This is a genomic window from Turicibacter sp. TJ11, from assembly GCF_021497505.1.
Classification (GTDB): Bacteria; Bacillota_I; Bacilli_A; order MOL361; family Turicibacteraceae; genus Turicibacter.
In genome coordinates, this window is sequence record NZ_CP069349.1 from 2525348 (window position 1) to 2551913 (window position 26566).

A 26566-nucleotide genomic window follows, 5' to 3' on the forward strand; every position below is an offset into this window, starting at 1 on the left:
ATGAGTAAAAGCTTAACAAAGGATACAATTCGCGATATTAAAAAGTCATTAGGCCGATTCATTTCTATTTTGGTGATCTGTGCCCTAGGAGTTGCTTTTTTTGTTGGGATTAAGTCTTCTCCTTTATCGATGAAACGAACAGTCGATCAATATTATGACGATTATAATATGATGGATTTACGTCTACTTTCAACACTTGGATTTACTGACTCTGATGTTGAGGCAATCGAGCAATTACCAGGGATTAACGGTGTTTTTGCAACTTTTTCTCAAGATGTGATAACTAATTATAATAATCGAGAACTTGTACTGAAGGTACACGCCTTACCTGAAAACTTAAATTCAGATAACTCAGATTATATTAATCAAGTGCGTGTAATTGAGGGACGATTACCTGAAAAATCAGGAGAAGCAGTGATTGAAAAAGGAAATTACGTTGAAACAATGGAGATTGGTTCTAAAATCACATTAGAGTCTGGGACAGACCAAGAATTAAGTGACACGTTAGAAACAATTGAATACACCATTGTTGGGATTGTAGAAACGCCGTATTATCTATCTTTTGATAAAGGAACGACAACGATTGGAAATGGTGAAATAGCAAGTTTTATCATGATTCCACAAAGTGACTTTAAATCAGATATTTATACTGAGGTATTTGTAACAGCAAGTGGAGTATCGGATTTAGATACTTTTAGTAAAGCTTATGAAGAAGCGATGCAACCATTGATTTCTTCAATTGAAACACTCGCTGATACGCAAACGAAACAACGTTATGATGAGATTATGGACGAAGCGACAAAAGAATTAGATAAAGGTCGTCAAGAATACGAAGATAAAAAAGCAGAGGCATTAGCTGAGTTACAAAAGGCGTCTGATGAACTCGAAGAGGCTAAAGAAACGATTGAATCAGGTAAATCAGAGTTAGCTTCTAAGAAAACACAGTTTGAATCAACTATTGCACAGGTAAAAAAACAAATAGCAGATGGTGAAGCAAAATTAACTCAAGGAGAAGCCGAATTTAATCAGGCATATAATGAATTTTACTCAAATAAAGATAGTGCTTGGGAAAAGATTAATGCAGCAAAAGAAGAACTGAATCAAAGTGAAGATCAATTAAATGAACTAAAATTAACGATTACTCAATTTGAAGACAGTTTAAATAACCCATTGCTCACTGAAGAACAAAAAACGACTGTTATAGCACAACTAACGGTTCTTAAAGAACAGTATGAGACTGGAATGATGACCTTAACAGCTGCTAAATCAGAGTTAGAAAAAAATGAACAGGATTTAATTCAAGGTGAACAACAGTTATTAGAGACTAAAACAACATTAGAAAATTCTCGCCAAGAACTTAATCAACAAAAAGCTAATTTAGAACGTGAGATAGCAAGTGCTCATCAACAATTTGAAGCAGCTGAAACAACGTTAGCTCAAGGAGAAACTGAGCTAGAAGCTGGACAAAAAGAATATGAGAAAGCTAAAAAAGAAGCTGAAGAAGGATTTGAAGAAGCTGAGAAAGAGCTAGAAACAGCGAAAAAACAACTTGAAGAGTTAGAAGAGCCAGAGTGGTATGTGCTTGATCGTAATAAACATTATTCATTTGTAGATTACAAAGGAGCAGCAGATAGTATTGATGCGGTTTCACAACTATTCCCTGTGTTTTTCTTTATGGTTGCTGCACTTGTTTGTTTAACAACCATGACACGAATGGTGGATGAACAACGAATGAATATCGGAACGCTAAAAGCACTGGGTTATAATAAATGGAACATTGCTTCAAAGTTTTTAATTTATGCAGGAGTAGCGAGTTTAACAGGAAGTGTGATTGGAGCTGCCGTTGGAAATGTTGTTTTTCCAAATATCGTGATGGAAGCTTATTCGATGATGTATGTCTTGCCAAATAAGATGATTGTTGTTAGTTGGCCACTTATTTTAACCGCTTTAGGAATTGCAGTTGGGGTGACAACTTTATCAGCTTACTTTGCTGTGAATTCAGAGTTAGTTGAAACACCTTCTATTTTAATGAGACCTAAAGCTCCAAAAGAAGGAAAGCGAATTTTATTAGAACGAATTCCTTTTGTATGGAATAACTTAAGTTTCATTGGAAAAGTAACGGTGCGTAATATTTTCCGTTATAAAAAACGTTTCTTCATGACGGTTTTTGGAATCGCTGGGTGTACAGCTTTATTATTAACTGGATTTGGGTTAAAAGATTCTATTCGTACTATTGTTGAAAAACAGTTTGGATCATTATTCTTATACGATATGACGTTATCATTTGATCGTGAAAGTACAGAAAATGAACGAAATGATTTGATTGAATGGCTTAATCAAGATGATCGATTTGCGGGAACATTATTAACAACTAGTCAAAATGGAAAGTTATACACTGATGATCAAGACAAAGATATTATTATTTTCATTCCTGATCAGTTAGAGGATTTAAATTCGTTTATTCACTTTCAAAATCGTAAAACGGATGAGTCATTTGACTTAACGGATGAAGGTGCAATCTTAACTGAAAAAGTAGCAAATCAACTAGGTGTTAAAGTTGGAGATACAGTAATATTAGAAAATGCAGATGGGAAAAAGGTAGATGTTTCAATTTCAGGGATTACTGAAAACTATATTAATCATTACATCTATTTATCTAAAACTGCTTATGAAAAATTATTTAATGATACGATTAGTTTTAATCAATTAGTCGCTATCTCAAATCAACAAGATAAAGATCTTCAGTCACAAACTTCAAGTGAATTAATGGCGTTAGATCAAGTGAGTGGGGTAAGTTGGGTATCTACGCTACAAGATAGCTTTGATGATATGATTAAGAATTTAAACTACGTCATTATTTTACTTATTGTTTCGGCAGGAGCACTTGCATTTGTCGTTCTTTACAATTTAACGAATGTTAATATCTCAGAACGTATGCGTGAAATAGCAACCATTAAAGTATTAGGATTTTATGATTTCGAAGTATCGGCCTATATTTATCGTGAGAATATTATTCTTACGATCATTGGAACACTGGTTGGATTAGTTTTAGGAACAATTTTTCATCAATTTGTAATGACAACGGTTGAAATGGATATGATGATGTTTGGACGTGAAATTCGTGGATTAAGCTACATTTATTCAGCGGGATTAACGTTTATCTTTGCAGCCTTTGTTAACTTAGCGATGTACTATAAACTAAAAAATGTTCAAATGGTAGAGTCATTAAAATCAGTTGATTAATTATAAAATGAAAGAGAGCTTATGTTGATCATAGGCTCTCTTTTTATGTCATCGTTGATGGAAAAAACGCATTCAATCTAGTTTGTTGTAGATTTATACGTATAATTGTATAACTTGAACATAAAATGTTTATATAAAGCGATGGCAGTAAAACAAGAATTTTAATGTAAATACCTTATATAAGCAAAAACATCTATATTTATCATTACACACTAACTGTTTGATCGTTGTGTCGTAAAAGACAGACTATAGTCAGGGGGAGGAGTATGAAAATATGTTATTTGGTAATGAAGAATCATGAAGTCATTGAAATTGATGTGGAAAAAATGACAACGATTTTTTTTGCTATTATAACTGTGTTGAAGTCTAGACCGGAGTCTATCGTGAATATGGCGATGATGCAATCGATTCCAACTACCCAAGTTAAAGCAATAACTCAATCAATGATTCAAATGAAATATCCCCAATTACTTGATAGGTATCCATATAAAATAAAAGAAAAATACTAGGAAGTTTTAACGAATGTAAATTTAAAAGGATAACGCTTCATATATGTAAAATAGGTAATAAGTCTTAGATGTGTGCATTTGCACACTCGAAACTTTCGACATAATTCGATATACTTGATTTAGAGAGGATTTATGTTTATAATAGAATATTTTTTAAGTGATAACATGTATATTACCCGATGTACACAACTAAACATGATCTATTATATTAAATTCTCTATTGGGAAGTTTATGTCCAATGTTAAGTGGCTCGTTATGATGCTATTTTGTTTATTTTTTATTTAAGTCAAAAGTTATTTATTGTAGATCAGGGCTACAATAAATAACTTTTTTAGTTCATTCATTGTAAATTGAAAGGAAAGCTAAAATGGCTTTCTTTTTTGTTAGTTTAAAAATAATTTATATGATGGTTTCAAGTTAAAATAATATCATTTGGATTGAACAGTAAGTTGTACATTCTTCAACAAAATAACATGTTTTTAGAACAATTCTCATATAATTTAACGATATGAGAGGAGGAGTAGAAATCATGAATGTTGATCAAAACGCAATTAGTATTCAATATGGCGATGTCGATGGCGACTATAACTGTGAAAAAATCATACTATTTGGCACACCGTATGGACCTAACCAATCTTATACACAGCAGTTAGAGCTATTAATTCATTATATGGATGATACGAAGTTAAGATTTGAACTAGATTTACAGGGATATGGTATTCATTTGTTTTTAGGAGATTTTCTAAACAAAAACTATAGTCAAATATTGATTACAGGTCGAACAGGAGGTAGCGGAGATTACGCGATTTTACGTTTGTATTGCTTAGAAAATAATAAATTAAAGCTGATACTAGACGAGGAAGATCTTTTAAGAAAGCTAGTTTATCAATCGGGTTATATTAATATGAATGGTACTTTAGGAATTACTTGTCCGGCTAGTGGTCAAACCTTTATGTTAGAAAGTAGAGGGGGATTTAATCCTTACTCATCTTATGGAGGAGTGCGACAGGACATGGGTCAACCGACAGTTACAGCTATCAATACAATCTATCCAATCATGCAGCCATATGATAATTTTTATAGTTTACAAACACAGCAACGAATTATAGGAGCTAACAATTCGGATGTATTAGGACTGATTCAATCAGTGATCCAAGTAACAGAAGAAGCACCACTTATTCGAAGCCAAGCGCTTGTTAAATATGCCAATTCATAGTAAAGAAGTAGAGATTAAATCTCTACTTTTTTTGTAGCTACCACCTTTATTACTGTGTCTATTAAACAAGTGGACATTATGACTGTTATCTTAGAATAACTCATGATATGATTAGAGAAAATAGGCTATAAATGGACAAGATAAGCTTTTTCATGAGTAATAAGATGTCTTAATGATTGAGAAGAAGCGGGAAGTCAAATCAAAAAATATTGATTCGTTTTAAAAGGAGTAGAAGATGAATATTAAAGCACAATTACTAGAATTAGCAGATCCAGGTTATCAAGCATTTACTGAGCGATTAATACCGGGCCATAAAAATATTTTAGGCGTTCGTTTACCCCTTTTACGTAAGGTGGCTAAGGAGATTGCTAAAGAAAATTGGCGTGAATTTTTAAAACAAAACGATGAGGTTTACTTTGAGGAAATCATGTTAAAAGGAATGGTGATTGGCTATATTAAAGATGCATCCGTCAACGAAATAATAAAACTAATTGAAACCTTTATTCCTAAGATGGATAACTGGTCAGTTTGTGATAGTTTTTGTGCGGGTCTTAAAATAACCAAACATCATCAAGAAAAATTTTGGCCGCTGATCTGCTCCTCTCTTTCATCAGAAGATGAGTTTGAAGTCCGATTTGGAATTGTCATGATGCTAACTTATTACGTTGATAATCGATATGTTAATGACGTGTTAAATCACCTAGAGCATCTTTCACATTCAGGGTATTATGTTCGAATGGCGATTGCATGGGCTATCTCGGCTTGTTATGTTAAATATCCAAACTTAACACTCGCTTATTTGAAAGAAACTAAACTAGATACATTTACTTATCACAAAGCACTACAAAAAATTAGCGAATCGTTAAAAAGTGATGTATCAACTAAAGAAATGATGAAACAAATGAAACGTGTCGATCATTGTTAAAAAAAGCATAGTTATTGTAATATATTTGCAGAGCTATGAATTTGAGAGTATTATAGTAGCTACTTAAAGCATCAAGATAATAAAGGAAGTGAAGACGTGGCTTTCATTAAAGTTTATAAAATTACGAAAAATTGTCATAAAAAGATTGAAGCCATTATGGATGAGAAAAAGGCTGGGGATCATGAACTGATTTATAAATTTACAACAACGAGTGAATCCATTCATAAACTAGATTCGGCGTATCATATTGTTCAACGATTTCCTGTGGACGAATATGTAAAACCAGAAATTGCCTATCAAATTGGAATGGAGGTTGCGACTCGATTTTTAAAAGATTATTCTGATTATGTGGTTGCAACGCATACTCATTCAAAAGTTTTACATAATCATATTATTTTTGTATCGACTTCGATGAATGAGGATGAAGCGTATAGTCAACGATATGAAGACAAGCTCCGTCAACTAATTATTCAGTTGACAAATGATTGTTGTGAAAAGTATGGTTTATCAACCATTCAATATAGATAAGCTTCCACCATTAGGAAGCTTTTTATTTAGTTTGAAGCCTATTTATCTTTTGAAATGACGTGTGCTTTTGATCACGTTTTTCAGATTTATTAGACGGTTTAATTTGAGAAAAATAAAATGAGTGCTTAACCAAGAGCAGAGAGAGTTGATACAACTGATTCGGCTGATTAAACCAATGAAACTTATGATATAATAAAGAAAAGATAACATCAGGAGGTTAGAAGATGGATCAACATTATTTAGTGATGTTTTTAAGAGAAGGTAGCTACATTGAATCAAATGTCGAACTTTTAGAACTCGATCGTTCAACAATTTCTGAAGTCGTTGAGCGATTAATTGATTATCATCAAAGTGATGAATTAGAGGACGAACTTCGTAGTTGTGGAACAAATATTCGTGCAATTATTCGTGTCTACTTAAATCATGTCGGTGATTATGGATATGAAGATTTTTATCATTTAGAATTAGTCACACCAAAGTCATTATAGTTAGGTAGGGTTAAAAGATAAAAAGGTAATAAAGTAATGGAGGTTTATGAATGAATAATAACGATATTCTAATTCGTATACGATATGCACTTAATTTAAAAGATGGACAAATGGTCAAAATCTTTAAACTAGGTGGAGTTGAGGTTACAGAAGAAGAAGTCAAAAAAATGTTAACTAAAGTTAAAGAAGAGTTTGGATTCCAAGATAAAACAAACACAGAAACTTTACCTTGTAACAATAAGATGTTAGACAGTTTCTTAAACGGATTAATTATTTTCAAACGTGGTCCACAAGAAAAGAAACCGAATCAACCTGAGAATCCAGTGAGTATTCGTCGTAATAATGTCAATAATATTGTTTTAAAGAAATTAAAAATTGCTTTAGCTTTAACAGCAGAAGAAGTTCTTGATATTTTAGGATTAGCAGGTGTTAAAATTTCAAAAAGTGAATTAAGTGCCGTATTACGTAAAGAAGGACATAAAAACTATAAAGAATGTGGCGATCGTTATTTACGCAACTTTTTAAAGGGATTAGCGATTCAATATCGTACAGCACAAAAATAAAATTATTATAGTTTTAAATGACAGATGTTGTCGTAATCACACAGAAATTGTCGTTGAAAAAACGCATATTTGTTGATATAATTTAACTTTAAAAAGATAGTTATGATGACAAATATCTATATATTGGAGAAGTGAAAGATGACAGTAAGAATTGCAATTCTAGGTGGACCAAGATGTGGTAAAACAACGTTAATTCAACAATTATACGTGGATTTAAAAATTCGAGATATTAATGTCGGAGTTGCGACTGAATATAGTACAGATTATTTACGTGATAAAGGAATGATTGAATCTATTTCAGAGCAATATGGAATTTACTTAGGGCAATTACATTTAGAAAAAGCATTAGAAGGACATGATTATGCGATTACTGATTATGCAACGTTCGTTCCATACATTTATGGACGTTTAATGCTTGGTGATAAAAAACGCACTAAAAAAGAAATTGAAATTTTAAATGACTTATATAGCTTAGCTATTCGCGATTTACCTCAATATGATCATATCTTCTTTGTTCCACGCGAATTTGGATACAAAAAAGATGGTGTTCGCTGGCAAGATGAAGAAGTGGCTCAAATGGTAGATGATGCTATTTTAAACTTCTTAAATGCTGAAAATGTTAAGTATGAAATGATTACTGGATCAACACGTGAACGTTCACAAAAAATAATGGATATTGTTGGGATTGATAAAGAAATCATTCAACCACAATCAGTAGAAAACATAGCACAATAATAAAAGTGCCGTTAATGTTAACGGCACTTTTTGTATGCATTTATGAAGTTATGTTTTAAATGAATTGACTCATAATATGATTTAGAAATCATCATTCATGGATTACTTTCGTAGCAATTTAGGAGAAATGTTTATTAGATTAATACTTTTTCAAATGCGAGACGTTTACTACCATCTGATAAATAAATAATGCCACAATAGCTGAATTGATTTTTAGCTAATAACTTTTGCATGGATTGATTATCTTCATGAGTATCAATTCTAATACTTGAAATTGCATTTTCTTTACACATGCGTTCAGTATGAAAAATAAACTCAGAAGCAATGCTCATCCCTTTAAAAGAAGAATCAACAGCGACTCGATGCATGACGGCATACTTTTGTTGACTTTTCCATTTACCATTAAAAATTTGATGATAAGTCGGCTCTTCTTCAAATGAAATAACAGCGACTGCAATAATTTTTTTATTTTTAGTTAAAACATAACTTTCTTTTTTTTCAATATCTTGTTTAATCACGGTTGAATTAGGATAGCCATTTTGCCATTGATCAATTCCTTGTTTTTTAAAATAACATTGTGCCTGTTTGATAATCTCCATTATACGCGAAAGGTCATCAAACTTAGCAGCTCTAAACTGTAACATATTATCTCTCCTTTTCATATGAATAAACTTAGTAACTAATGTAGTTGAACACAAAATTTTTGTATATCCGATCAGACTCATTTTCTTAATCAGGATTACTATCATAGATGTAAATAATTAAAAAAAACAATGAGCATTATTTTTAAGAGATAAGCTCGTTTAATCTAACTCTATAAAAACCAATTTATATAACAATAACCAAAAATTATCGATAAAAATTATCTTTAGAAATATGGAAGATACATATAATAATGAAGTATTTTGAAAGGAGGTATTATTATGCAAACTGAAACACGCCGTGTGGTGTTAATTGGTACAGGATTTGTAGGAATGAGTTTCGCCTATTCAATGGTGAATCAAGGTGGAGCTGAAGAGCTAGTCTTAATTGATGTTAATCATGAAAAAGCAGAAGGAGAGGCTATGGACTTAAGCCATGGGATTCCTTTTGGACCTGAAAATATCGAAATTTGGGCTGGGAATTACGAAGACTGTAAATCAGCTGATATCGTTGTTATTACAGCCGGAGTTAATCAACAACCTGGAGAAACACGTTTAGCATTAGTTGAACGAAACGCTAAAATTATGCGTGATGTCGTTGGAAATGTCATGAAATCAGGGTTCAATGGGATTTTATTAATCGCAAGTAACCCAGTTGACGTTTTAACTTATATTGCTTGGCAAGAATCAGGATTACCAAAAAATCGTGTCATTGGGACAGGGACAACACTTGATACAGCCCGTTTACGTCACCAAATTGGTAAATATTTAGATGTTGACCCTCGTAATGTCCATGGTTATATTGTTGGAGAACATGGAGATACAGAAACTCCATTATGGTCACACACAACAGTTGGTGTTAAACCAATCTTTGATATTATCAAAGATCATCCAGAATATAAAATGGAAGACTTAGAAGAAATCTACGTTAATGTTCGTGATGCTGCTTATCATATTATTGAACGTAAACGTGCCACTTACTATGGTATTGGGATGTGTACAACGCGTATCGTTAGAGCTATTTTAAATGATGAAAACTCAGTCTTACCAGTTTCTGTTTATTTAGATGGGCAATACGGACTTCATGATATCTTTACCGGAATGCCAGCTATTATTAACCGTAACGGAATTCGTGAAGTATTCAATTTAAATATTTCAAAAGAAGAACAAGAACAGTTAACAAAATCAGTTTCGATCTTAAAAGAAACATTAGATACTGTTCGCTAAAAAATCAGGGATGTCATTTTTAATGTAAATGAACATCCCTTTTTCATGTTATTAAGTGACTCAGTAAGATACACGATGAATTACTTTTTACTATTTATTAACACACTGATAGCAGCGATTGTAATCATCATTCGTTGGAAATCGTGAATCAACACGTCCCCCTGGACCAACTTCTAGATTACAGTTGGCACAGTACGGAATTTCATCATATGAACCTTCTTCGTAAAAATTAGAAAGTGGTTGCATTATAAGTTCTTCAAACATCACATAACCTCATTTCATTTAATATATAAGTCCAGATAAATTTTCTTTAGAGAAAATTTTTAGCTGGACCATAGAATGTCTTGATAAGTCAAGTAATCCTTAGTTTTGATAATAAACATTAGATGTCAAATACTTATCTGTTTCTATATAGATTAGTTTTATCATACCTTAATTTGAGTTTAAATAAAATATTTTCTCTCTATACCAAGCTAAAAAAAGACCCAGATGACAATAATGAAGTTAAAAACTTTTCTTGGATAAAAAAATACCGCCACTTATATGGATAAGATCACATAAACGTTAAGCTAATAAATTCAAAAAACTCAATTGACAAATGATGGTAAATAGCTAGAATAGATAATAAGATAATAAATGAATTAGGGTAGAGGCCGCGAGACTTAAGAGTAACCATAAGGAGGTAAGCACGATGATTTATGGTGAAAGGAAGAATTGCCGAAGGCTATAACAGATGCTTTAATGTTATAGACCTGGGGATGCATAAAATATATGTATCACTGTCACAAATAGTTATTTGTGTTGAGCTACATTTAATCAATAAAGCTATTTTAAATTTAGTTAGATTTATTATAGCTTTTAGAGGCTCCCTTAATGACTAGTTAAGGGAGTTTTTATTATATAAATGGGCTTCTTTCTACCGTAAAGAAAGGACTATAAAATGAAACTACATGGAACGATGATGGTACAAAACGATCAACTTTATATTGGAGGGATGAGCTGTTTAGAATTAGCTCAAACTTATCAAACGCCACTTTATGTTTTTGATGAACAATTAGCTCGAAAAAATTGTCAAGAATACATGAAGCATTTTAAAGCTAAAGAAAACAATAATCGAGTTGCATACGCGGGTAAAGCCTTTTTACCTTTACATATGTGTCGTTTGATTAAAGATGAAGGACTTTATTTAGATGTTGTATCTGGTGGAGAGTTATATACGGCTCATAAAGTTAATTTTCCTATGGAAAAAGTGTTGTTTCATGGAAACAATAAAACGATTGAAGAAATACAAATGGGACTTGATTTAGGGGTTGGACGATTTGTTGTTGATAACTATTATGAACTCGATTTACTAGAACAATTTTGTAAAGAAAAACAGATGAAGCAAGCGATTTATTTAAGAATTACACCCGGAATTGAAGCTCATACTCATGATTATATCAAAACGGGGCAAATTGATTCCAAGTTTGGTTTTACCTTAACAAATGGTGATTTGTCTGAATGTTTATCAAATTTTCATCAATATCAGCATTTAGAATTGATTGGTTTACATGCTCACATCGGATCACAAATTTTTGATGTGACACCTTTTTTAGATGAAGTCGATATTATGATGAGATTAGTTAAAGAGATTCAAGAATGCTATGATATCCAAATTAAAGAAGTTGACTTAGGTGGAGGAATGGGCGTGTATTACACGAAAAAAGATCAACCCAAAACCATTCAACAATTTTGTGAGGCAATCATTGAACGGGCAGCAGCATCATGTGAGGCACTAGGAATTGAAGTACCGATTCTTGTCATTGAACCCGGACGCTCAATTGTTGCAAATGCTGGAAGTACCCTTTATACGGTTGGTTCGATGAAAGATATAAAAGATGTTCGTACGTATGTGGGTGTTGATGGGGGAATGACCGATAACATTCGCCCATCTTTATATCAAGCAGGTTATGAATGTTCGATTGTCACTAAAATGCGTACAGGTGAACCAAAGCAAGTAACGATTGCAGGAAAGTGCTGTGAAAGTGGCGATATTTTAATTACAGATGTGGACATTAAAGGAATTGAAACTGGGGACATTCTCATTATTGCCTCAACTGGAGCATACGGTTATTCCATGTCATCTAATTATAATAAAATTCCAAAGGCTGCAATCGTTTCAGTTTTAAATGGAGAAGCTCAGGTGATTTGTAAACGACAAAGTTTAGAAGAGTTGCTGTCACTAGAAGTTTAAATAGGGGTGAGAATCAGATGAGGATGCTAGTTCATAAGTACGGGGGAACGTCAGTAGGAACGCTTGAAAAAATTAAAAAAATTGCAAAACGTGTCATTTTAGAAAAAGAAAATGGATATGAAATGGTCGTTGTTGTTTCAGCGATGGGAAAAACAACGGATCACTTAGTAGAGATGTCTAAAGAAATTTCAAAAAATCCAAGTAGGCGAGAACTTGATTTAATTTTATCAACCGGAGAACAAGTTTCAATCGCCTTATTATCGATGGCGTTTCAAGAGCTTGGCTATGATGCGATTGCTTTAACAGGATTTCAAGCGGGAATTAAAACATATGGTCCCCATACGAAAAATAAAATTTTAGATATTGATAGTGACAAAATTCAGAATTATTTATCACAGGGAAAAATCGTCGTTGTCGCTGGATTTCAAGGTATTAATGATGAAGGAGACATTACGACACTTGGACGCGGTGGATCAGACACCACAGCTGTTGCATTAGCCGCTAAACTTAATTGTCCGTGTCATATTTATACCGATGTGGATGGGATTTACTCCGTTGATCCAAGGTTATATCCACAAGCCAAAAAGTTACAGACGGTGAGCTATGAAGAAATGATGGAAATGGCAAGCTTAGGGGCTGGTGTTATGGAAGCACGAGCCATTGAAATTGCCTATAAATATAACATTCCGATCTATGTTGCCTCAAGTATGAATGATGTGGAAGGAACTTATATTAAGGAGTATGATGAAAAAATGGAAGAAAATATTATTACTGGTTTGAGTATTAGTGACGATAGCTTAATGGTGACGATTAGCCGAATTCCTGATCAAATAGAACATATCGCGATGATCTTTGAAAAGTTAGCGCAAGAAAATGTTAATGTCGATATGATTAGTCAAACCGCCCCGTTATCGGGAGTTATTAGCTTATCATTCACTGCCCCAAAAGATGATTTATTTATTATTGAAAAAATAATGAGTGAATTTAATGAAGGGTTTGAAGTTAGTATTGAACAAGAAATGACAAAAATTTCAGTCGTCGGCATTGGAATGAGAAATCAAAGTGGAGTTAGTGGACGATTATTCAGACTTTTAGCGAATCATGACATTAAGGTTAAACAAGTCACAACATCAGAAATTAGTATTTCTTACATGATTGAGACTAAATATAAAGAAACAGCTGTTTCGGTTTTATCAAAAGAGTTGAATTTATAAGGGGGGAAAGTCCTATGGATTTTAAACAAGTGGTTCAAACGCATCGACAATACTTACATCAAATTCCTGAGCTTGGTTTTTGTGAGTTTCAAACGTCCTCCTATTTAAAAGAGCAACTAGAGAAGCTTGGTTATGAGGTGTATTCGACTGCTAAAACAGGGATACTCGCTTACCGCAAAGGAGTAAGTGAAGAATGTATTGCCTTTCGTTCAGACATGGATGGATTAAGTATTACAGAAGAAACAAATGTAGATTTTGCTTCAACTATTGAAGGACAAATGCATGCTTGTGGACATGATGGCCATATGTCCATTCTTCTTGGCTTTGCTACTTACGTTTCAACTCTTTCAAGCTTGAAAAAAAGTCTACTCTTCATTTTTCAACCAGCTGAAGAAGGTCCAGGTGGAGCAGAGGTTATTGTGAAGGAAGGCATTTTAAAAAGATTTAACGTTAAATCAATTTTTGGACTGCATATTTATCCAGAGATTGAAGAGGGAAAATTCGGATTACGTCCAGGAGCGATGACTGCTCAAACGGGTGAATTAGATCTTATGATTGAAGGAGTTGGAGGGCATGGGGCAATGCCTCATAAATCAAATGATGCCCTTATTGTTGCAGCACAGCTCATTAATAGTTATCAAAGTATCATCAGTCGTAATTTAAATCCAATTGAGGCAGGTGTCCTAACGATAGGAACGATTAACGGTGGTGAGCGTCGAAATATTATTGCTCAAAAGGTAGAGTTAACTGGAACGATTCGGGCGTTCAGTGAAGACGTTTATGAAATGATTAAAAAACGAATGAATGAAATCAATCATGGGCTTGAGCTGATGTTTAATGTTAAAGTAAGCACTCAATTGACGGATATGTATCCAAGTATTATGAATGATCCATCTTTATTTGATCTGATTTCTCAGTCAAAACTAGGTGAGCATTTAATTGAAATTGATCCGATGATGATTGCTGAAGATTTTTCATATTATCAAAAAGAAGTACCAGGATTATTTTTTATGTTAGGTTCACGAAATGAAGCGTTAGGCTATACCTATCCGTTACATCATGCCAAATTTAATTTCAGTGAACGTGTGATGATGGATGGCATTAAGCTGTATGATGAAGTATGTCAGTTATTAGATGTTTATGAAAGGGAGTGCTAAGATGAAGGGGATTAATCTTGCCATTGTAGGAGCAACTGGATTAGTTGGACAGACTTTTTTAAAGGTGTTAGAAAAAAGAAATTTTCCGATCAACCAGCTATACTGTTTTGCATCGAGTCGCTCTGCGGGTAAAGTCATTGAATTTAAAGGAAAAGAATATGTTGTTGAAGAATTAACAGAGCAATCGTTTAATCGAGAAATTGATCTGGCGCTTTTTTCAGCAGGAGGTGCTATTAGTAAAAAATTTGCACCCATCGCTGCTCAAAAAGGAATTCGTGTCGTGGATAATTCAAGTGCTTGGCGAATGGAACGTGACATTCCACTCATTGTTCCAGAAGTTAATGCAAGTGATTTAAATGAAAATCATTATATTATTGCTAATCCTAACTGTTCAACGATTCAATCTGTTGTTCCTTTAAAAGTTTTACATGAAGCATTTAAAATTAAACGAATTATTTATTCAACGTATCAAGCCGTATCGGGTTCAGGAGTTAAAGGACTAAAAGATTTGGAAGAGGGGACTTCAGACTTTTATCCACATCAAATTTCAGGAAATTGTCTACCACATATTGATATCTTTTTAGAGAACGGTTATACGAAAGAAGAGATCAAAATGATAGAAGAAACGAAGAAGATTTTAGGGGATCAAAGCATTCAAGTAACATCAACAACTGTTCGAGTGCCTGTTAAGTATGGGCACTGTGTTTCAATGAATTTACAATTTGAGCGTGACTTTACGTTAGATCAAGTTTATACACTGTTACAAAGTGTGGATGGATTAGTGTTACATGGTAAAGAAAATCCATTAGATTATCCAACACCACTTGATGTTGAAGGACAAGATGAGGTGCATGTGGGACGAATTAGACGGGATTTTAGTGTCGAGAATGGTTTAAGTTTATGGGTAGTTGCCGATAACATAAGAAAAGGTGCAGCAACGAATACCGTTCAAATTGCCGAACGATTATTAACTTATCTGTAGAAAGTGGTGAGATGATGTTTACAGGATCAGGGGTTGCTCTTGTGACTCCATTTAAAGATGGAGAGGTCCATTACGAGAAGCTAAAAGAATTGTTAGAGTGGCACGTTGCTAATCAGACAGATGCGATCATCATCTGTGGAACGACAGGAGAAGCTTCAACACTAACAGATAAAGAGCGAAAAGCAGTGATTAAGTTTACGGTGGACGTTGTGAATGGTCGAATTCCGGTGATTGCTGGCAGTGGAAGTAATAATACCGCACATGCTGTCGAACTTAGTCAGTATTGCGAATCAGTAGGTGTGGATGGTTTGTTAGTCGTCACGCCATACTATAACAAGGCAACTGATTTAGGACTACTAAAGCACTATGAAATGATTGCTAACAGTGTTCAACTTCCGATTATTTTATATAACGTTCCAGGGCGAACAGGTGTTAATTTAACACCACCACTTGTTCAAAAGTTAGCTCAAATTAAAAATATTGTTGGGATTAAAGAAGCGAGTGGTGATATCTCTCAAGTCGCTGAAATGATCCGCCTATGTGGAGAGGACTTTTTAGTTTACAGTGGAAATGATGATATGATTGTTCCTGTTTTATCATTAGGTGGGCAAGGGGTTATTTCGGTTTTAGCGAATATTTTACCTCAGGTTACACATGATTTAGTAAGTAGCTATTTAGAAGGTGATGTCAAAAAATCTCGCCAGTTACAACTTGGCGTGAATGGTTTAGTTCATGCTTTATTTATTGAAGTTAATCCCATTCCGATTAAAACAGCGATGAATGTCTTAGGAATGGAGGTTGGTAGCTTCCGCCTTCCACTCACAGAAATGGCAGCAACAAATTTAGTCGTTTTAAAAAAAGAATTAACGAATTACGGACTATAGCAAGAGGTGAAAGCATATGTTAAGTGTAGGTCTAAGTGGATGTAATGGCACAATGGGACGCATTATTCATGATCTTTTAGCAGAAGAGAATGATGTTCAAGTGGTTTTTGGAATTGATATTGATCCTAAACGATATGACAACGATTATCCTGTTTATCAAAGTGCAAGTGAGATTGAAATGGGATGTGACGTTGTGATTGATTTTTCAAAACCAGAAAATATTGAACCTCTATTAGCTTATTGCGTGAGTCATGAAGTAGCAGCAGTAATTGCAACAACAGGTTTAAGTGAAGAACAGGAAGAAAAAATCAAAGAAGCCTCAAAAAAAATTCCTATCTTTCGCTCAAACAATACATCACTTGGCGTAAACGTCTTAATTGACTTAGTAAAGACGGCGACTCGTTTGTTAAATGATAGCTTTGATATTGAGGTGATCGAAAAACATCACAATAAAAAAGTGGATGCACCAAGCGGGACAGCGTTTATGATTGCAAGTTCAATTAATGAAGAATTGAATGAATCGATGAATTATAATTATGGACGTCAAGGTAATCAGACGAAGCGAAATGAAAAAGAAATTGGAATTCATTCGGTTCGAGGAGGAACCATTCCAGGAGAACATACCGTTATTTTTGCCGGTCCAGATGAAATGATTGAGATTAAACATACGGCTTTATCTAAAAAGATTTTTGCACAGCAAGCGATTAAAGCTGCGGCGTTTATTTCACATAAACAAGCAAAACTTTATAACATGCAAGATTTAATGCATGTGAATTAGGGGGAAAGAGAATGAGTGAAGTAAAGTTAACGGATCCATATGAGATTGCGCGTTACATTAAAGAAGCTAAAAAAAGTACACCAGTTAAGGTGTACATTAAAGGGGATTTAGAGGGAATTGAATTTTTAAATTGTCGAGTATTTGGATCAGGAGATTCTGTCATTGTTTTTGGACAGTACCAAGACATTGAAGCAGTACTCTTAGAAAACGAATCACGTATTGACTATTATGAAGTAGAAAATGATCGTCGTAATTCAGCGATTCCGATGTTAGATTTAAAACATATTAACGCTCGTATTGAACCAGGAGCTATCATCCGAGACAAAGTACATATTGGAGAAAATGCGGTTATTATGATGGGCGCTGTTATTAATATCGGCGCTGAAATTGGTGAAAATACAATGATTGATATGAATGCAGTCGTTGGAGCTCGTGGAACAATCGGTAAAAATGTTCATGTTGGGGCAGGAGCTGTTATTGCTGGTGTCTTAGAGCCGCCAAGTAAAACACCTGTTATTATTGAAGATGGAGTTATGATTGGTGCAAATGCCGTTATCTTAGAAGGCGTTCGTGTTGGACATGGGGCTGTCGTAGCAGCGGGAGCTGTGGTAACTGAAGATGTAGCTCCAAACACAGTGGTTGCAGGAATGCCAGCACGTGTGATTAAAGATAAAGATGAGCAAACAGCAGGTAAAACACAAATTTTAAAAGATTTAAGATAGATTGAAGAATCATTTTTATGAGCAATCTTAAATGTAAAATGATGAGTTTTTTTATACAGCAAAAAGGTATATCTAAATGATATACCTTTTCAATTAAGGGGGAATTAGATGTTAAGATTTGAGAAGTACGAGGGAACGGGGAATGATTTTATTATTTTTGAGATGAGTGAGTTAGAGGGCTTACAGTATTCATTATTAGCTCAAAAAGTTTGTGATCGACGATTTGGGATTGGTGCTGATGGAATGATTGTTGTCAGTCCATCAACCGTCGCTTCTATTCAAATGATTTTTTATAATGCGGATGGAAGTTTAGCTACGATGTGTGGAAATGGTATTCGATGTTTTGCTAAATATGTGTATGACCATCAATTAGTTGATACAAAAGTATTTACGGTTGAAACATTAGCGGGAATTTTCAACGTCGAAATTATTGAGAATGAAGAAGCAACAAGTCAAGTTTGTGTGAATATGGGACGTCCTAATTATTTTGATTCATCGGTTCCGACATTAGAATCGGGTGAACCTTTTATTAATCAAGTGATTGAGATTGATCAAGTCCCTTATACGGTTAGTAGTTTATTTATGGGAACGATTCATACCGTTTTATTTGTTGAAGAAATCGATGAATTTGAAGTCGTGCGTCTGGGAAGTGCTATTGAAAAACATCCACTTTATCCAATGAAAACAAACGTGAATTTTTGTATGGTTATCGATTCCAATCATTTAGAAGTGGTAACATGGGAAAAGGGAGTTGGAATGACACTTGCCTGTGGAACAGGATCGGTAGCGTGTGCCTTTTTAAGTCAAAAACTTTACGATTGTGAGAAAAAAATCGTGGTTCAGGTTAAAGGTGGAGAGCTAGTCATGGAGTTATTAGGGGATGAGATGTATATGACTGGACCTACAACGTTTATTTGTAAAGGAGAATATTTAGATTAACAAGGTAACTAAAAATCATCTATAATGAAAAAAGTGTTGCTATTTGCAACACTTTTTTTGTAATTTCTTTCGACTAATTAATCATATAAATCTACCCTAAAACCATCATGTAATAAGAAGCAACAGATAATCTAGCTATACCTCGCTCTATAACGATTACTCTCTTCATTTTAATCATCTTCTTAAATTAAAGATTTATCCACCTAATGTAATATCTTGTGTTGAATACCAATCTAATGCATCATATATATGCTGGGCTTTAAAATCAGGCCAATAATCATCGACTATATAAAAATCTGAATAGACAGATTGTACTGGTAAAAAACCACTTAATCTTCTTCTTCCTCCCCAACGAACAATTAAGTCTATTCTTGAAATATCTTTTGAGTGTAAGACTAAATCTAAATTATTTCTTTTATCATATGTTTTTCTAGACAGATTTAAATCCCATTCCCAACCATAATTAACTAAAAAATTAACTTTTATTCCACCTTTTCCGAAAATCTTTCTTTCGGTAAATGGTATTAATTCAGAGGGAAAACAAGGAGATTCCGTATTACCAATTACTAATAATTCAGCATCTTCATGAGAAAGTAATTTTACAGCATCTATACAAGCTTTAGTAAATGCATCTTTTTGATTTGAAGGTCTTTTTGTATTATCAGTAGTAAAACCATAATAAGTTATTTCTTCAATACCTAGTTCTTGACAGATTTTAAATAGTACAAGACCTGGATTAATACCACTATCATATCCTTTTTCCTTCGAAAGACCATTATTTTCAGCCCAACGTCTATTACCATCAGGAATAATTCCAATATGCTTAGGACGTTTCATAAAATCACCCCTTAAAATATATTTGTAATCTGATTAATCCTATATATTATTTCCAATTATTTCATTATTAATACAATAAAAGTAAACTAATTAAAATATTTGAATATATATCTATATTATTAATTGAATATTGATCTATAGTATAAATCAAAGATAGTATAAGAAGAGTTAATTATTAAAAATATATATTGTTAGAATTGATAAAAAAAAGTTTAAATCAATATAAAAAAGTGATTGAAACAAATAGGGAAGTACATTAGTGACCACCATTAAAGCAGACTGAATGTTAATGAGAAGTATAAAACCATTTCAAAACTTAATAAAAAAAGTGTTGCTAGTTGCAACACTTTTTTGTAATTTCAGTAAAAATTAATCCTGTTATTATTTTAAATAATCCGTAAGAATATCATGAACAATTGAGACAACCCCTAGTGTACCAAGACCTTCTTGCACATCTTCTACAACAACAGCAATCGAAACTTTAGATGAATCAAGATCAGTTGCGACAAACCATCCATTTTCATGTCCCGTTTCTCCTTGAGAAGATTTAATTTCAGCTGTTCCTGTTTTTCCAGCTAATTTAACACCATCAATTTTAGCTAAGCGACCAGTACCATCACTTTCTTCTATAACGGCTGAAAAGGCATCTTGTAAAATCGGTAAGTTTTCTGCTGAGATAACAGATTCTTTTAAGACACTTGCTGAGGAATTATCATTTAAAACAAGCGTTGGATTCATAATGTTACCCTTATTTGATAGAGCACTATAAGCAAGGGCCATATTTAATGTCGTTACCATAATCTCACCTTGTCCATAACCAGTATCGGCTAACAAAATATCAGAATTAATCGTTCCTGAGTTTGATATTTGACTCTGATTAATTGGGTAACCAACGTTTAGTTTCTCTCCAATTGTAAAGTTATTCGCTCCTTGAATTAAAGAATCACTTCCCATCTTTAGAGCACTCATGGCAAAGTAAATATTATCTGAATATTTAATTGCTTTTCTTAAATCAATGTTCATTTGAGAATTAATTCGTCTAATGTTGTAATTTCCCCAAGAGCTATCTGGTTGCCACTGACTACCGTTAATAGTTTTAATTTCAGTTGGGTTGATTGTTTGAGTTTCAAGTCCTGTTGCTGCTGTAATCAGCTTAAATGTAGAGCCTGGAGAGTATAAACTTGCAAAACGATTTTTCTCATCTTCATACTTAATGTTTTCACGATGTTGTTGATCGCTTTTTGTCATATAAGTAGTAAACCAATTCGAGTTATAAGACGGTGAACTTACTAAAGCAAGAATTTCACCTGTCGTTGGATTAACAGCTGTTGCTGATCCTTTTTCTCCATTCATTTTGTCATAGGTAAGTTTTTGAAGTCGAGCGTCAATTGAAAGGGTGATGCTGCTACCATGCTGTGCTTCTTTTATAGCTAACGTTTCAACTTTATGTCCATCTCTCTCAATATAAATTTCAACACCATTGATTCCTCGTAATGTTGACTCATATACTTGTTCAAGTCCAGCTTTTCCAATAAGAGACGTTGTTGTATAAACACCTTCTTCATCGTTTTTTAATTCCTCTTCTGTAATGGGTCTAATGTAGCCTAACAGTCGTCCGAAAGATTCATCATTTTTATAGACGCGACCTTGTTTTGCTTGTGTTAAAATTCCTTCATTTTGACGATTTTGTAGTGAGGCTAACTTAGGAGATTCTTCTAACAGATCAACGATTGAAACGAAATGATCCGGATTTTTATTAGCATTCAATTTTTTAATAATCGTTTCTTCATTGATATCTAAAATAGTCGCTAATTCTTTAATTTTACTGTCTCTATTTTCTTGATCAAAAACAGAAGGGTGAATACCAATTGTGATAAGGGTTCCATCTTTTGCAATTGCTTCACCATTTCGATCAAAAATACTTCCACGGTTTGCGCTTAGCGTACGAACTCTGACTTTATCACCATTTTCCATCATAGGGAAAATAAGCTTTTCTGACCATACAATACGAAGTTCACCCTCTTCTTTAACAAATGGAAGCTCAAAGCTAGAAAAACTCATTTCACCTGCTTTTGTATCCATGGATAAGTTAAAAGGAATTAGGTTATTTTCTTTATCAACTTCTCCCATTTCAAGTTGAATATTAGTTGCTTCAATTCCTGAGTAAATATTTTTGTATTTTGTGATAAAATCTTCTTGTGATACTGATTGCTGTGACTCACTACTAAGTAGAAGATATAAGTTCTCATAATCTTCATTGACTAATTTTTCTGAAAAGCTGTTAAATAATAGCTCCTGTTTATTAGAAGAACATCCCACTAATAGTAAGAGACAAAGTAAAAGTATACTAAAAAAACGGTTCATTCTAATTCCTCATTCCTTTCTCATTCGGTATAACCATAGTAGCACTGTTTTGCTAAATTATAATATTTATTAAAGTGGCTTAAAACAATCATATGATGCAATTTAAGTCATTATAACGGATGAACTATTTTGTTTGAATGAACGACAGTTTTTTAAGAAAATGATTGAGTTCATGAAAGAAGAGTAGGGTGAAAGACGATAGAATTTATTGGGATAATATATAAGTCCAGATAAGTTTTTCATATCGGAAAACTTTTAGCTGGACTATAGTCTGTCTTAGTATTAAAGCAATCGATTAACTAAGACTGAGGTAGAATGATGAAATACATTTCTGTTTCTATATAGATAAAAAAAAGATGATCTCTTATTTAAAAGAAATCATCTTTTTGTTTTAATTATTCAGCTTTAACGCTTTGTGCCGCACTAGCTCCGGCAATACGACCTGAACCGTAAGCATATCCTAATGTTCCACCTTCGAAGTAAACATAGCTATTTCCGTAAACTCCGTTTGTTTCACATCCTGCAGCAAATAATCCTTTAATGGCTTTACCGTTTGGATCTAAAACTTCTCCATTATCGTTAATGTCAATTCCTCCTAATGTTCCTAAGAAGACAGAAGGCGTTGTTTTAACAGCATATAATGTTCCTTCTAATTTATCTAAGTATTTAGCAGATTTGAAGTGATCTGTATCTTCACCAGCCTCAGCTAACTCGTTATAACGGTTGATTGTATCTACTAAATGAGACATTCCTAATTTTTCAGCTAATTCTTCTACAGAGTCAGCTTTAATAATACTTCCAGCTTCAACTAAAGCTTCAATATCAGGCATAACGTCTGCTGGTGTATGTGCTACTTCAGCTGCTTTAGCTGTATTAACTTCATGTCCAACTTCAATGAAGATGGTTGGGTCAGTTGCTAATTCATCTGTGTAAACGTCTGTTAATCCTGCTGGTCCTTGTTCTTTAACGATATCAATCATTGTTTGATCAAAGATTTGATAAGCTGTCATTTTAGGTAATGATTTAATAACATTTGACGTTTTAATTGGTTCAAAAATGAATGATTCTTCGTTCATGAATCGATTTCCATCAACATCAACGAAAAGGAATGGGTTAATTAAAGCAGAGTTTAATGCTGATCCCCAAGTTGTACCTCCGCGGTTAACTCCATAGTGCATTGTAATAGCGTCTTCATAGCTTGCTGCAGCTCCTGCAGAAATTGCCATTTCAATTCCTGTTCCGATGTTTGTCGCCACGCGACCTGTTCCAACTTCTTCTCCAAAATATTTTTTAACTAATTCTTCATTTCCGGCGAATCCTCCAGTTGCTAAAACAACTGCATCAGCTTTAATTGTTAGGATTCCTCCATCTTCTTTTTCAGCTTTGATTCCTTTAATTTCACCGTTTTCGATGATTAATTCAGTGGCTTTTGTTGAGTATAAAACTTCTCCACCTTTATTTTCAATTTGTTCATGTAATGTTGTGATAGCTACTGTCCCACCATCAACATATCCATGAATGGTTGATGAAGGATGTGTATGTTTATGTTCTTCGTATCCACCTGTTGATGGGTGTGCTAAGATTAAGTTAACTCCGTTTTCAATTAACCAGTCAACTGTTTCACCTGATCTTTGAATGATTTTTGAAAGTAATCCACCGTTAGCTGTGTAGTTACTTGTATTGATAAATTGGTCATAGAACCATTTTCCATCGACTGTTTTACCTTGTTCTTGTTGTTGTGTTGAATTTGTTCCGAATAATCCACCAGCCATTGTTCCTTGTCCAGCAGGTGAAGCTGTCATTTCAACTAACGTAACTTTTGCACCATCTTCAACAGCTTGTAAAGCGGCAGCACTTCCTGAAGCTCCTCCACCAACAACAACGATTTCTGTTGAAATTTCTTCATTCACTCCTGTTTTAACAATCGCTTCTTTTAAAGCTTCAACATCAGCCCCCGCTTCTTTTAAACAAGCTTCAACAGCACTTAATAAGGCTTTTGAACTATTAGATGCTCCTGTTACTGTATCAACACCTAAGCTTTGGTGTGCGATAATATCTTCAATTAATGATTGTAAGGCAGTATCCCCAAGACCTGCTGTCTCAGATGATTCTAAAATAGTAATACTTTCGATTGCTGTGTCACTTAAAACAACTTCAACTTTAATAGAACCATTGTTTCCTTGTCCTGTTGCTGTATAAGTTCCGGCTTTAAATGTTTTTTCTGATTGTGAAATCCCTACTTCTTCATTTCCCTCGTTAGCTGAGCAACCAACAAATGTTGAACTTAAAGCGATCATGATAGCGATTGCCGCGTTACGTTTAGAAAAGTGTTTCATACTTACTTCATCCTCCTCAAAAACTTTGTTCATTATTACACAAATCATAGTTTAAATCTGAGGGTAAGCAGCAAGTCAATGCGAATTGTGAAAAAATTATATATATATTACACATTTTTTCTTATATATAAGTCCAGATAAGTTTTTCATATCGGAAAACTTTTAGCTGGACTATAGTCTGCCTCAGTATTAAAGTAATCGTTCAACTAAGACTGACATATAATAATGAAATACATTTCTGTTTTTATATATATTTAGATAAAATGAAGTATATTTTGTTTTATTTTTATTAATTATAAAGAAAATGGTAAAAAACTTGAGGGTAAACCTTAACTTATTCAATAGGAACATAGACTTTAAAATAGTGAAAGGTTTTTCCCTCTTCTTGTGTTGTTTTAATTAATATGCCGATTAAATCCCCACAACAGGTAAAAGGGTAGTGATCAAAAAGAGATTTAATCGTTTTAATAAGAAGTTGATTGTTAGTATATGGCGTAGGGAGTTTAAGATAAGTGACAAACGCACGGTGCTGAGGAAAAGTGAGAAATCTTTCATCAAGGGTAAGACCTAAGTTTATCGAGAACTTTTCTTGAATACCTAAACACCAGTGATACCTAAACTGAGAATCAGTTAAATTCGACTGAGGCATATAAATTAAGGATTCAGTCAAAGGAAGATGATCAATTAAGTTGATTTGATTGTTAACGATGCTATGATTTTCTTCAATAAGTTCTTTATTATTACTTTGCTTTAGGATGTAGTAAGTTGGCATCATTTCAATATACCATTGATTAAGGTTTTCATCGCATTGTAAACTTTCTCTATATAATTGTTCCGTTAATTCTTTTTGAATAACTAACTGAGAAATTTCTTGTTCCAGTGTTTTGATATGATGTTTAATATGTTGATTTAAACTTTCGTTATCGTAAGAGTTAACAATATCGGAAGTGTCCTTAATCGAAAGTCCAATGTTACGATACTTTTTAGATTGAATTAATCGCCCAAATTGCCCAAATTCATAGTAGCGATAATTTGTTTCTTCATCTTTGTGTGGATAAATAAGGCCAAACTTTTCATAATGTTTAAGTAGATGAGATGAAACCCCCATAGTTTTTGTTAATTGCCCAATTTTATAATGTGACATAATTCCTCCTGTAAATTTAAGGTTGAAAGATATGTCGTTTATTGTATCAGAAGCGTTAGTAAAAATCTATAAACTGTTTACACAAACGCAAAGCGATAGTTCACGCTGAAGTGAAGTTTAGTCAAAATAAAAACAGATAAATCGATGCTCGATCTATCTGTTTTTATTTTATTCATATTTAGTTGCGGACTCTGCTGTTACAGGAAAGTAGCCATTTGGCATAGTGCCTCGTTGATCTTCGTAGAGTTTACCTTCAACATAAATAGCAACTTTATCAACATTGTAGTTATATCCGTAAGTATTGACGAGTGCATTAATAAATCCTACTTCAATACCTGACCCTAAATTAGTTGAGAGATAGAAGCTATCATTAAAATAAATATTTAATATGCCAGATTCCTCATCTAGTTTAGCAGATGTTACAAATGTCTCTTCATTCATTGTAACAAAATCTTCATTGTTTTGATTATCTTTAAGTCCTTTAGTTAAAGCGTTAATATACGCTCCATCAACGACGTCGACTGATTCATCAATATAGAACATTTCGTCTTTTTCTATATCATAGTAATAAAGTCGACTCATTTTAGATTGTGTGACTTCATCTTTTTCAGATGAATCGGTTTCATCAGCATTTGAATCATCGGTGGAGTCGGTGTCTGTGTTTGAATCATTGTTCTGTAGTGTGGAGTTTTGTTCTTGTGAAGTGTCATCTGTTAATGGATTATCTTTAGCTGGCTCTGATTGATTCGCCTCGTTTTTTTCTTCATTAGCAGGTGAAGAACACCCAACTAAACCAAACAGTGTAAAGATAACGATAAAAACTGATAACATAAATTTTTTCATAAGAACCTCCTTAGTTAATTAAATCAACAGTATTATAACAAAGTCAGTTGTAAAAAAA

At 33.5% G+C, this 26566-nt stretch carries 24 protein-coding genes and 1 riboswitch; of the genes, 17 read left to right on the forward strand and 7 right to left on the reverse strand.

The genetic code is table 11. The features are described 5' to 3' along the window. The 8 genes from JRC48_RS12115 (at window position 1) to JRC48_RS12150 (ending at window position 8207) form a co-directional block, all read left to right on the forward strand. Entirely contained in the window at window positions 1-3243 is a 3243-nt protein-coding gene (locus JRC48_RS12115; protein ID WP_235069743.1) for an FtsX-like permease family protein, read from the forward strand. A 287-nt stretch (window positions 3244-3530) separates the two neighbouring features. Beyond that, window positions 3531-3752, forward strand: coding sequence for a hypothetical protein (locus JRC48_RS12120; RefSeq protein ID WP_235069744.1), 222 nt, complete (start codon window positions 3531-3533; stop codon window positions 3750-3752). Between the two features lie 529 nt (window positions 3753-4281). Continuing rightward, window positions 4282-4968 (forward strand): hypothetical protein, encoded by a 687-nt coding sequence (locus tag JRC48_RS12125; RefSeq protein WP_235069745.1) that lies wholly within the window; start codon window positions 4282-4284, stop codon window positions 4966-4968. A gap of 235 nt (window positions 4969-5203) precedes the next feature. Beyond that, on the forward strand, window positions 5204-5893 hold the full coding sequence (locus JRC48_RS12130; RefSeq protein WP_235069746.1) for a DNA alkylation repair protein: 690 nt from the start codon (window positions 5204-5206) through the stop codon (window positions 5891-5893). A gap of 96 nt (window positions 5894-5989) precedes the next feature. Next, entirely contained in the window at window positions 5990-6421 is a 432-nt protein-coding gene (locus JRC48_RS12135) for a relaxase/mobilization nuclease domain-containing protein (RefSeq protein ID WP_235069747.1), read from the forward strand. Between the two features lie 224 nt (window positions 6422-6645). Further along, window positions 6646-6909, forward strand: a complete 264-nt coding sequence (locus tag JRC48_RS12140; protein ID WP_235069748.1) for a hypothetical protein — start codon at window positions 6646-6648, stop codon at window positions 6907-6909. 50 nt (window positions 6910-6959) lie between these two features. Beyond that, window positions 6960-7472 (forward strand): DUF1456 family protein, encoded by a 513-nt coding sequence (locus tag JRC48_RS12145; RefSeq protein ID WP_235069749.1) that lies wholly within the window; start codon window positions 6960-6962, stop codon window positions 7470-7472. Window positions 7473-7610: 138 nt separating this feature from the next. Next, complete coding sequence (locus JRC48_RS12150; protein ID WP_235069750.1) at window positions 7611-8207, forward strand: ATP-binding protein; 597 nt, start codon at window positions 7611-7613, stop codon at window positions 8205-8207. Window positions 8208-8341: 134 nt separating this feature from the next. Here the strand turns inward: JRC48_RS12150 and JRC48_RS12155 are convergent, their stop codons facing one another. Further along, window positions 8342-8851, reverse strand: a complete 510-nt coding sequence (locus JRC48_RS12155) for a GNAT family N-acetyltransferase (RefSeq protein ID WP_235069751.1) — start codon at window positions 8849-8851, stop codon at window positions 8342-8344. A 279-nt stretch (window positions 8852-9130) separates the two neighbouring features. Here JRC48_RS12155 and JRC48_RS12160 point away from each other — a divergent pair, with 279 nt between their 5' ends. Next, window positions 9131-10075 carry an L-lactate dehydrogenase gene (locus tag JRC48_RS12160; RefSeq protein WP_235069752.1) on the forward strand — a complete coding sequence of 315 codons (945 nt, stop codon included), beginning with the start codon at window positions 9131-9133 and terminating at the stop codon, window positions 10073-10075. Window positions 10076-10165: 90 nt separating this feature from the next. Here the strand turns inward: JRC48_RS12160 and JRC48_RS12165 are convergent, their stop codons facing one another. Further along, entirely contained in the window at window positions 10166-10339 is a 174-nt protein-coding gene (locus JRC48_RS12165) for a hypothetical protein (protein ID WP_235069753.1), read from the reverse strand. A 375-nt stretch (window positions 10340-10714) separates the two neighbouring features. Further along, window positions 10715-10892, forward strand: a riboswitch (Lysine riboswitch). A gap of 123 nt (window positions 10893-11015) precedes the next feature. Between JRC48_RS12165 and lysA the strand changes: the two genes are divergently transcribed. From lysA to dapF, 8 genes are all read left to right on the forward strand, one after another. Further along, window positions 11016-12308 (forward strand): diaminopimelate decarboxylase, encoded by a 1293-nt coding sequence (gene lysA / locus JRC48_RS12170; RefSeq protein ID WP_235069754.1) that lies wholly within the window; start codon window positions 11016-11018, stop codon window positions 12306-12308. A 17-nt stretch (window positions 12309-12325) separates the two neighbouring features. Next, window positions 12326-13522 (forward strand): aspartate kinase, encoded by a 1197-nt coding sequence (locus tag JRC48_RS12175; protein ID WP_235069755.1) that lies wholly within the window; start codon window positions 12326-12328, stop codon window positions 13520-13522. Window positions 13523-13536: 14 nt separating this feature from the next. After that, window positions 13537-14679 (forward strand): M20 family metallopeptidase, encoded by a 1143-nt coding sequence (locus JRC48_RS12180; RefSeq protein WP_235069756.1) that lies wholly within the window; start codon window positions 13537-13539, stop codon window positions 14677-14679. Between the two features lies 1 nt (window position 14680). Next, on the forward strand, window positions 14681-15661 hold the full coding sequence (asd, locus tag JRC48_RS12185) for an aspartate-semialdehyde dehydrogenase (RefSeq protein WP_235069757.1): 981 nt from the start codon (window positions 14681-14683) through the stop codon (window positions 15659-15661). Between the two features lie 14 nt (window positions 15662-15675). Continuing rightward, window positions 15676-16545, forward strand: coding sequence for a 4-hydroxy-tetrahydrodipicolinate synthase (dapA, locus tag JRC48_RS12190; protein WP_235069758.1), 870 nt, complete (start codon window positions 15676-15678; stop codon window positions 16543-16545). A gap of 16 nt (window positions 16546-16561) precedes the next feature. Further along, on the forward strand, window positions 16562-17323 hold the full coding sequence (dapB, locus tag JRC48_RS12195) for a 4-hydroxy-tetrahydrodipicolinate reductase (protein WP_235069759.1): 762 nt from the start codon (window positions 16562-16564) through the stop codon (window positions 17321-17323). Window positions 17324-17334: 11 nt separating this feature from the next. Beyond that, window positions 17335-18045, forward strand: coding sequence for a 2,3,4,5-tetrahydropyridine-2,6-dicarboxylate N-acetyltransferase (gene dapD / locus JRC48_RS12200; protein WP_235069760.1), 711 nt, complete (start codon window positions 17335-17337; stop codon window positions 18043-18045). Between the two features lie 108 nt (window positions 18046-18153). Beyond that, entirely contained in the window at window positions 18154-18984 is an 831-nt protein-coding gene (gene dapF, locus JRC48_RS12205; RefSeq protein WP_235069761.1) for a diaminopimelate epimerase, read from the forward strand. 195 nt (window positions 18985-19179) lie between these two features. Here the strand turns inward: dapF and JRC48_RS12210 are convergent, their stop codons facing one another. The 5 genes from JRC48_RS12210 to JRC48_RS12230 all read right to left on the reverse strand — a co-directional run bounded on the left by JRC48_RS12210 (window position 19180) and on the right by JRC48_RS12230 (window position 26508). Further along, window positions 19180-19821: an undecaprenyl diphosphate synthase family protein gene (locus JRC48_RS12210; protein ID WP_235069762.1), complete on the reverse strand. Its 642-nt coding sequence runs from the start codon at window positions 19819-19821 to the stop codon at window positions 19180-19182. Between the two features lie 381 nt (window positions 19822-20202). Then, window positions 20203-22185, reverse strand: coding sequence for a penicillin-binding transpeptidase domain-containing protein (locus JRC48_RS12215; RefSeq protein ID WP_235069763.1), 1983 nt, complete (start codon window positions 22183-22185; stop codon window positions 20203-20205). Window positions 22186-22580: 395 nt separating this feature from the next. Beyond that, a complete protein-coding gene (locus tag JRC48_RS12220; RefSeq protein ID WP_235069764.1) occupies window positions 22581-24521 on the reverse strand; it encodes an FAD-dependent oxidoreductase in 1941 nt (646 codons plus the stop codon). 334 nt (window positions 24522-24855) lie between these two features. After that, complete coding sequence (locus JRC48_RS12225) at window positions 24856-25665, reverse strand: MerR family transcriptional regulator (RefSeq protein ID WP_235069765.1); 810 nt, start codon at window positions 25663-25665, stop codon at window positions 24856-24858. A gap of 168 nt (window positions 25666-25833) precedes the next feature. Then, window positions 25834-26508, reverse strand: coding sequence for a GerMN domain-containing protein (locus JRC48_RS12230; protein WP_235069766.1), 675 nt, complete (start codon window positions 26506-26508; stop codon window positions 25834-25836). Window positions 26509-26566 lie beyond the last annotated feature (58 nt).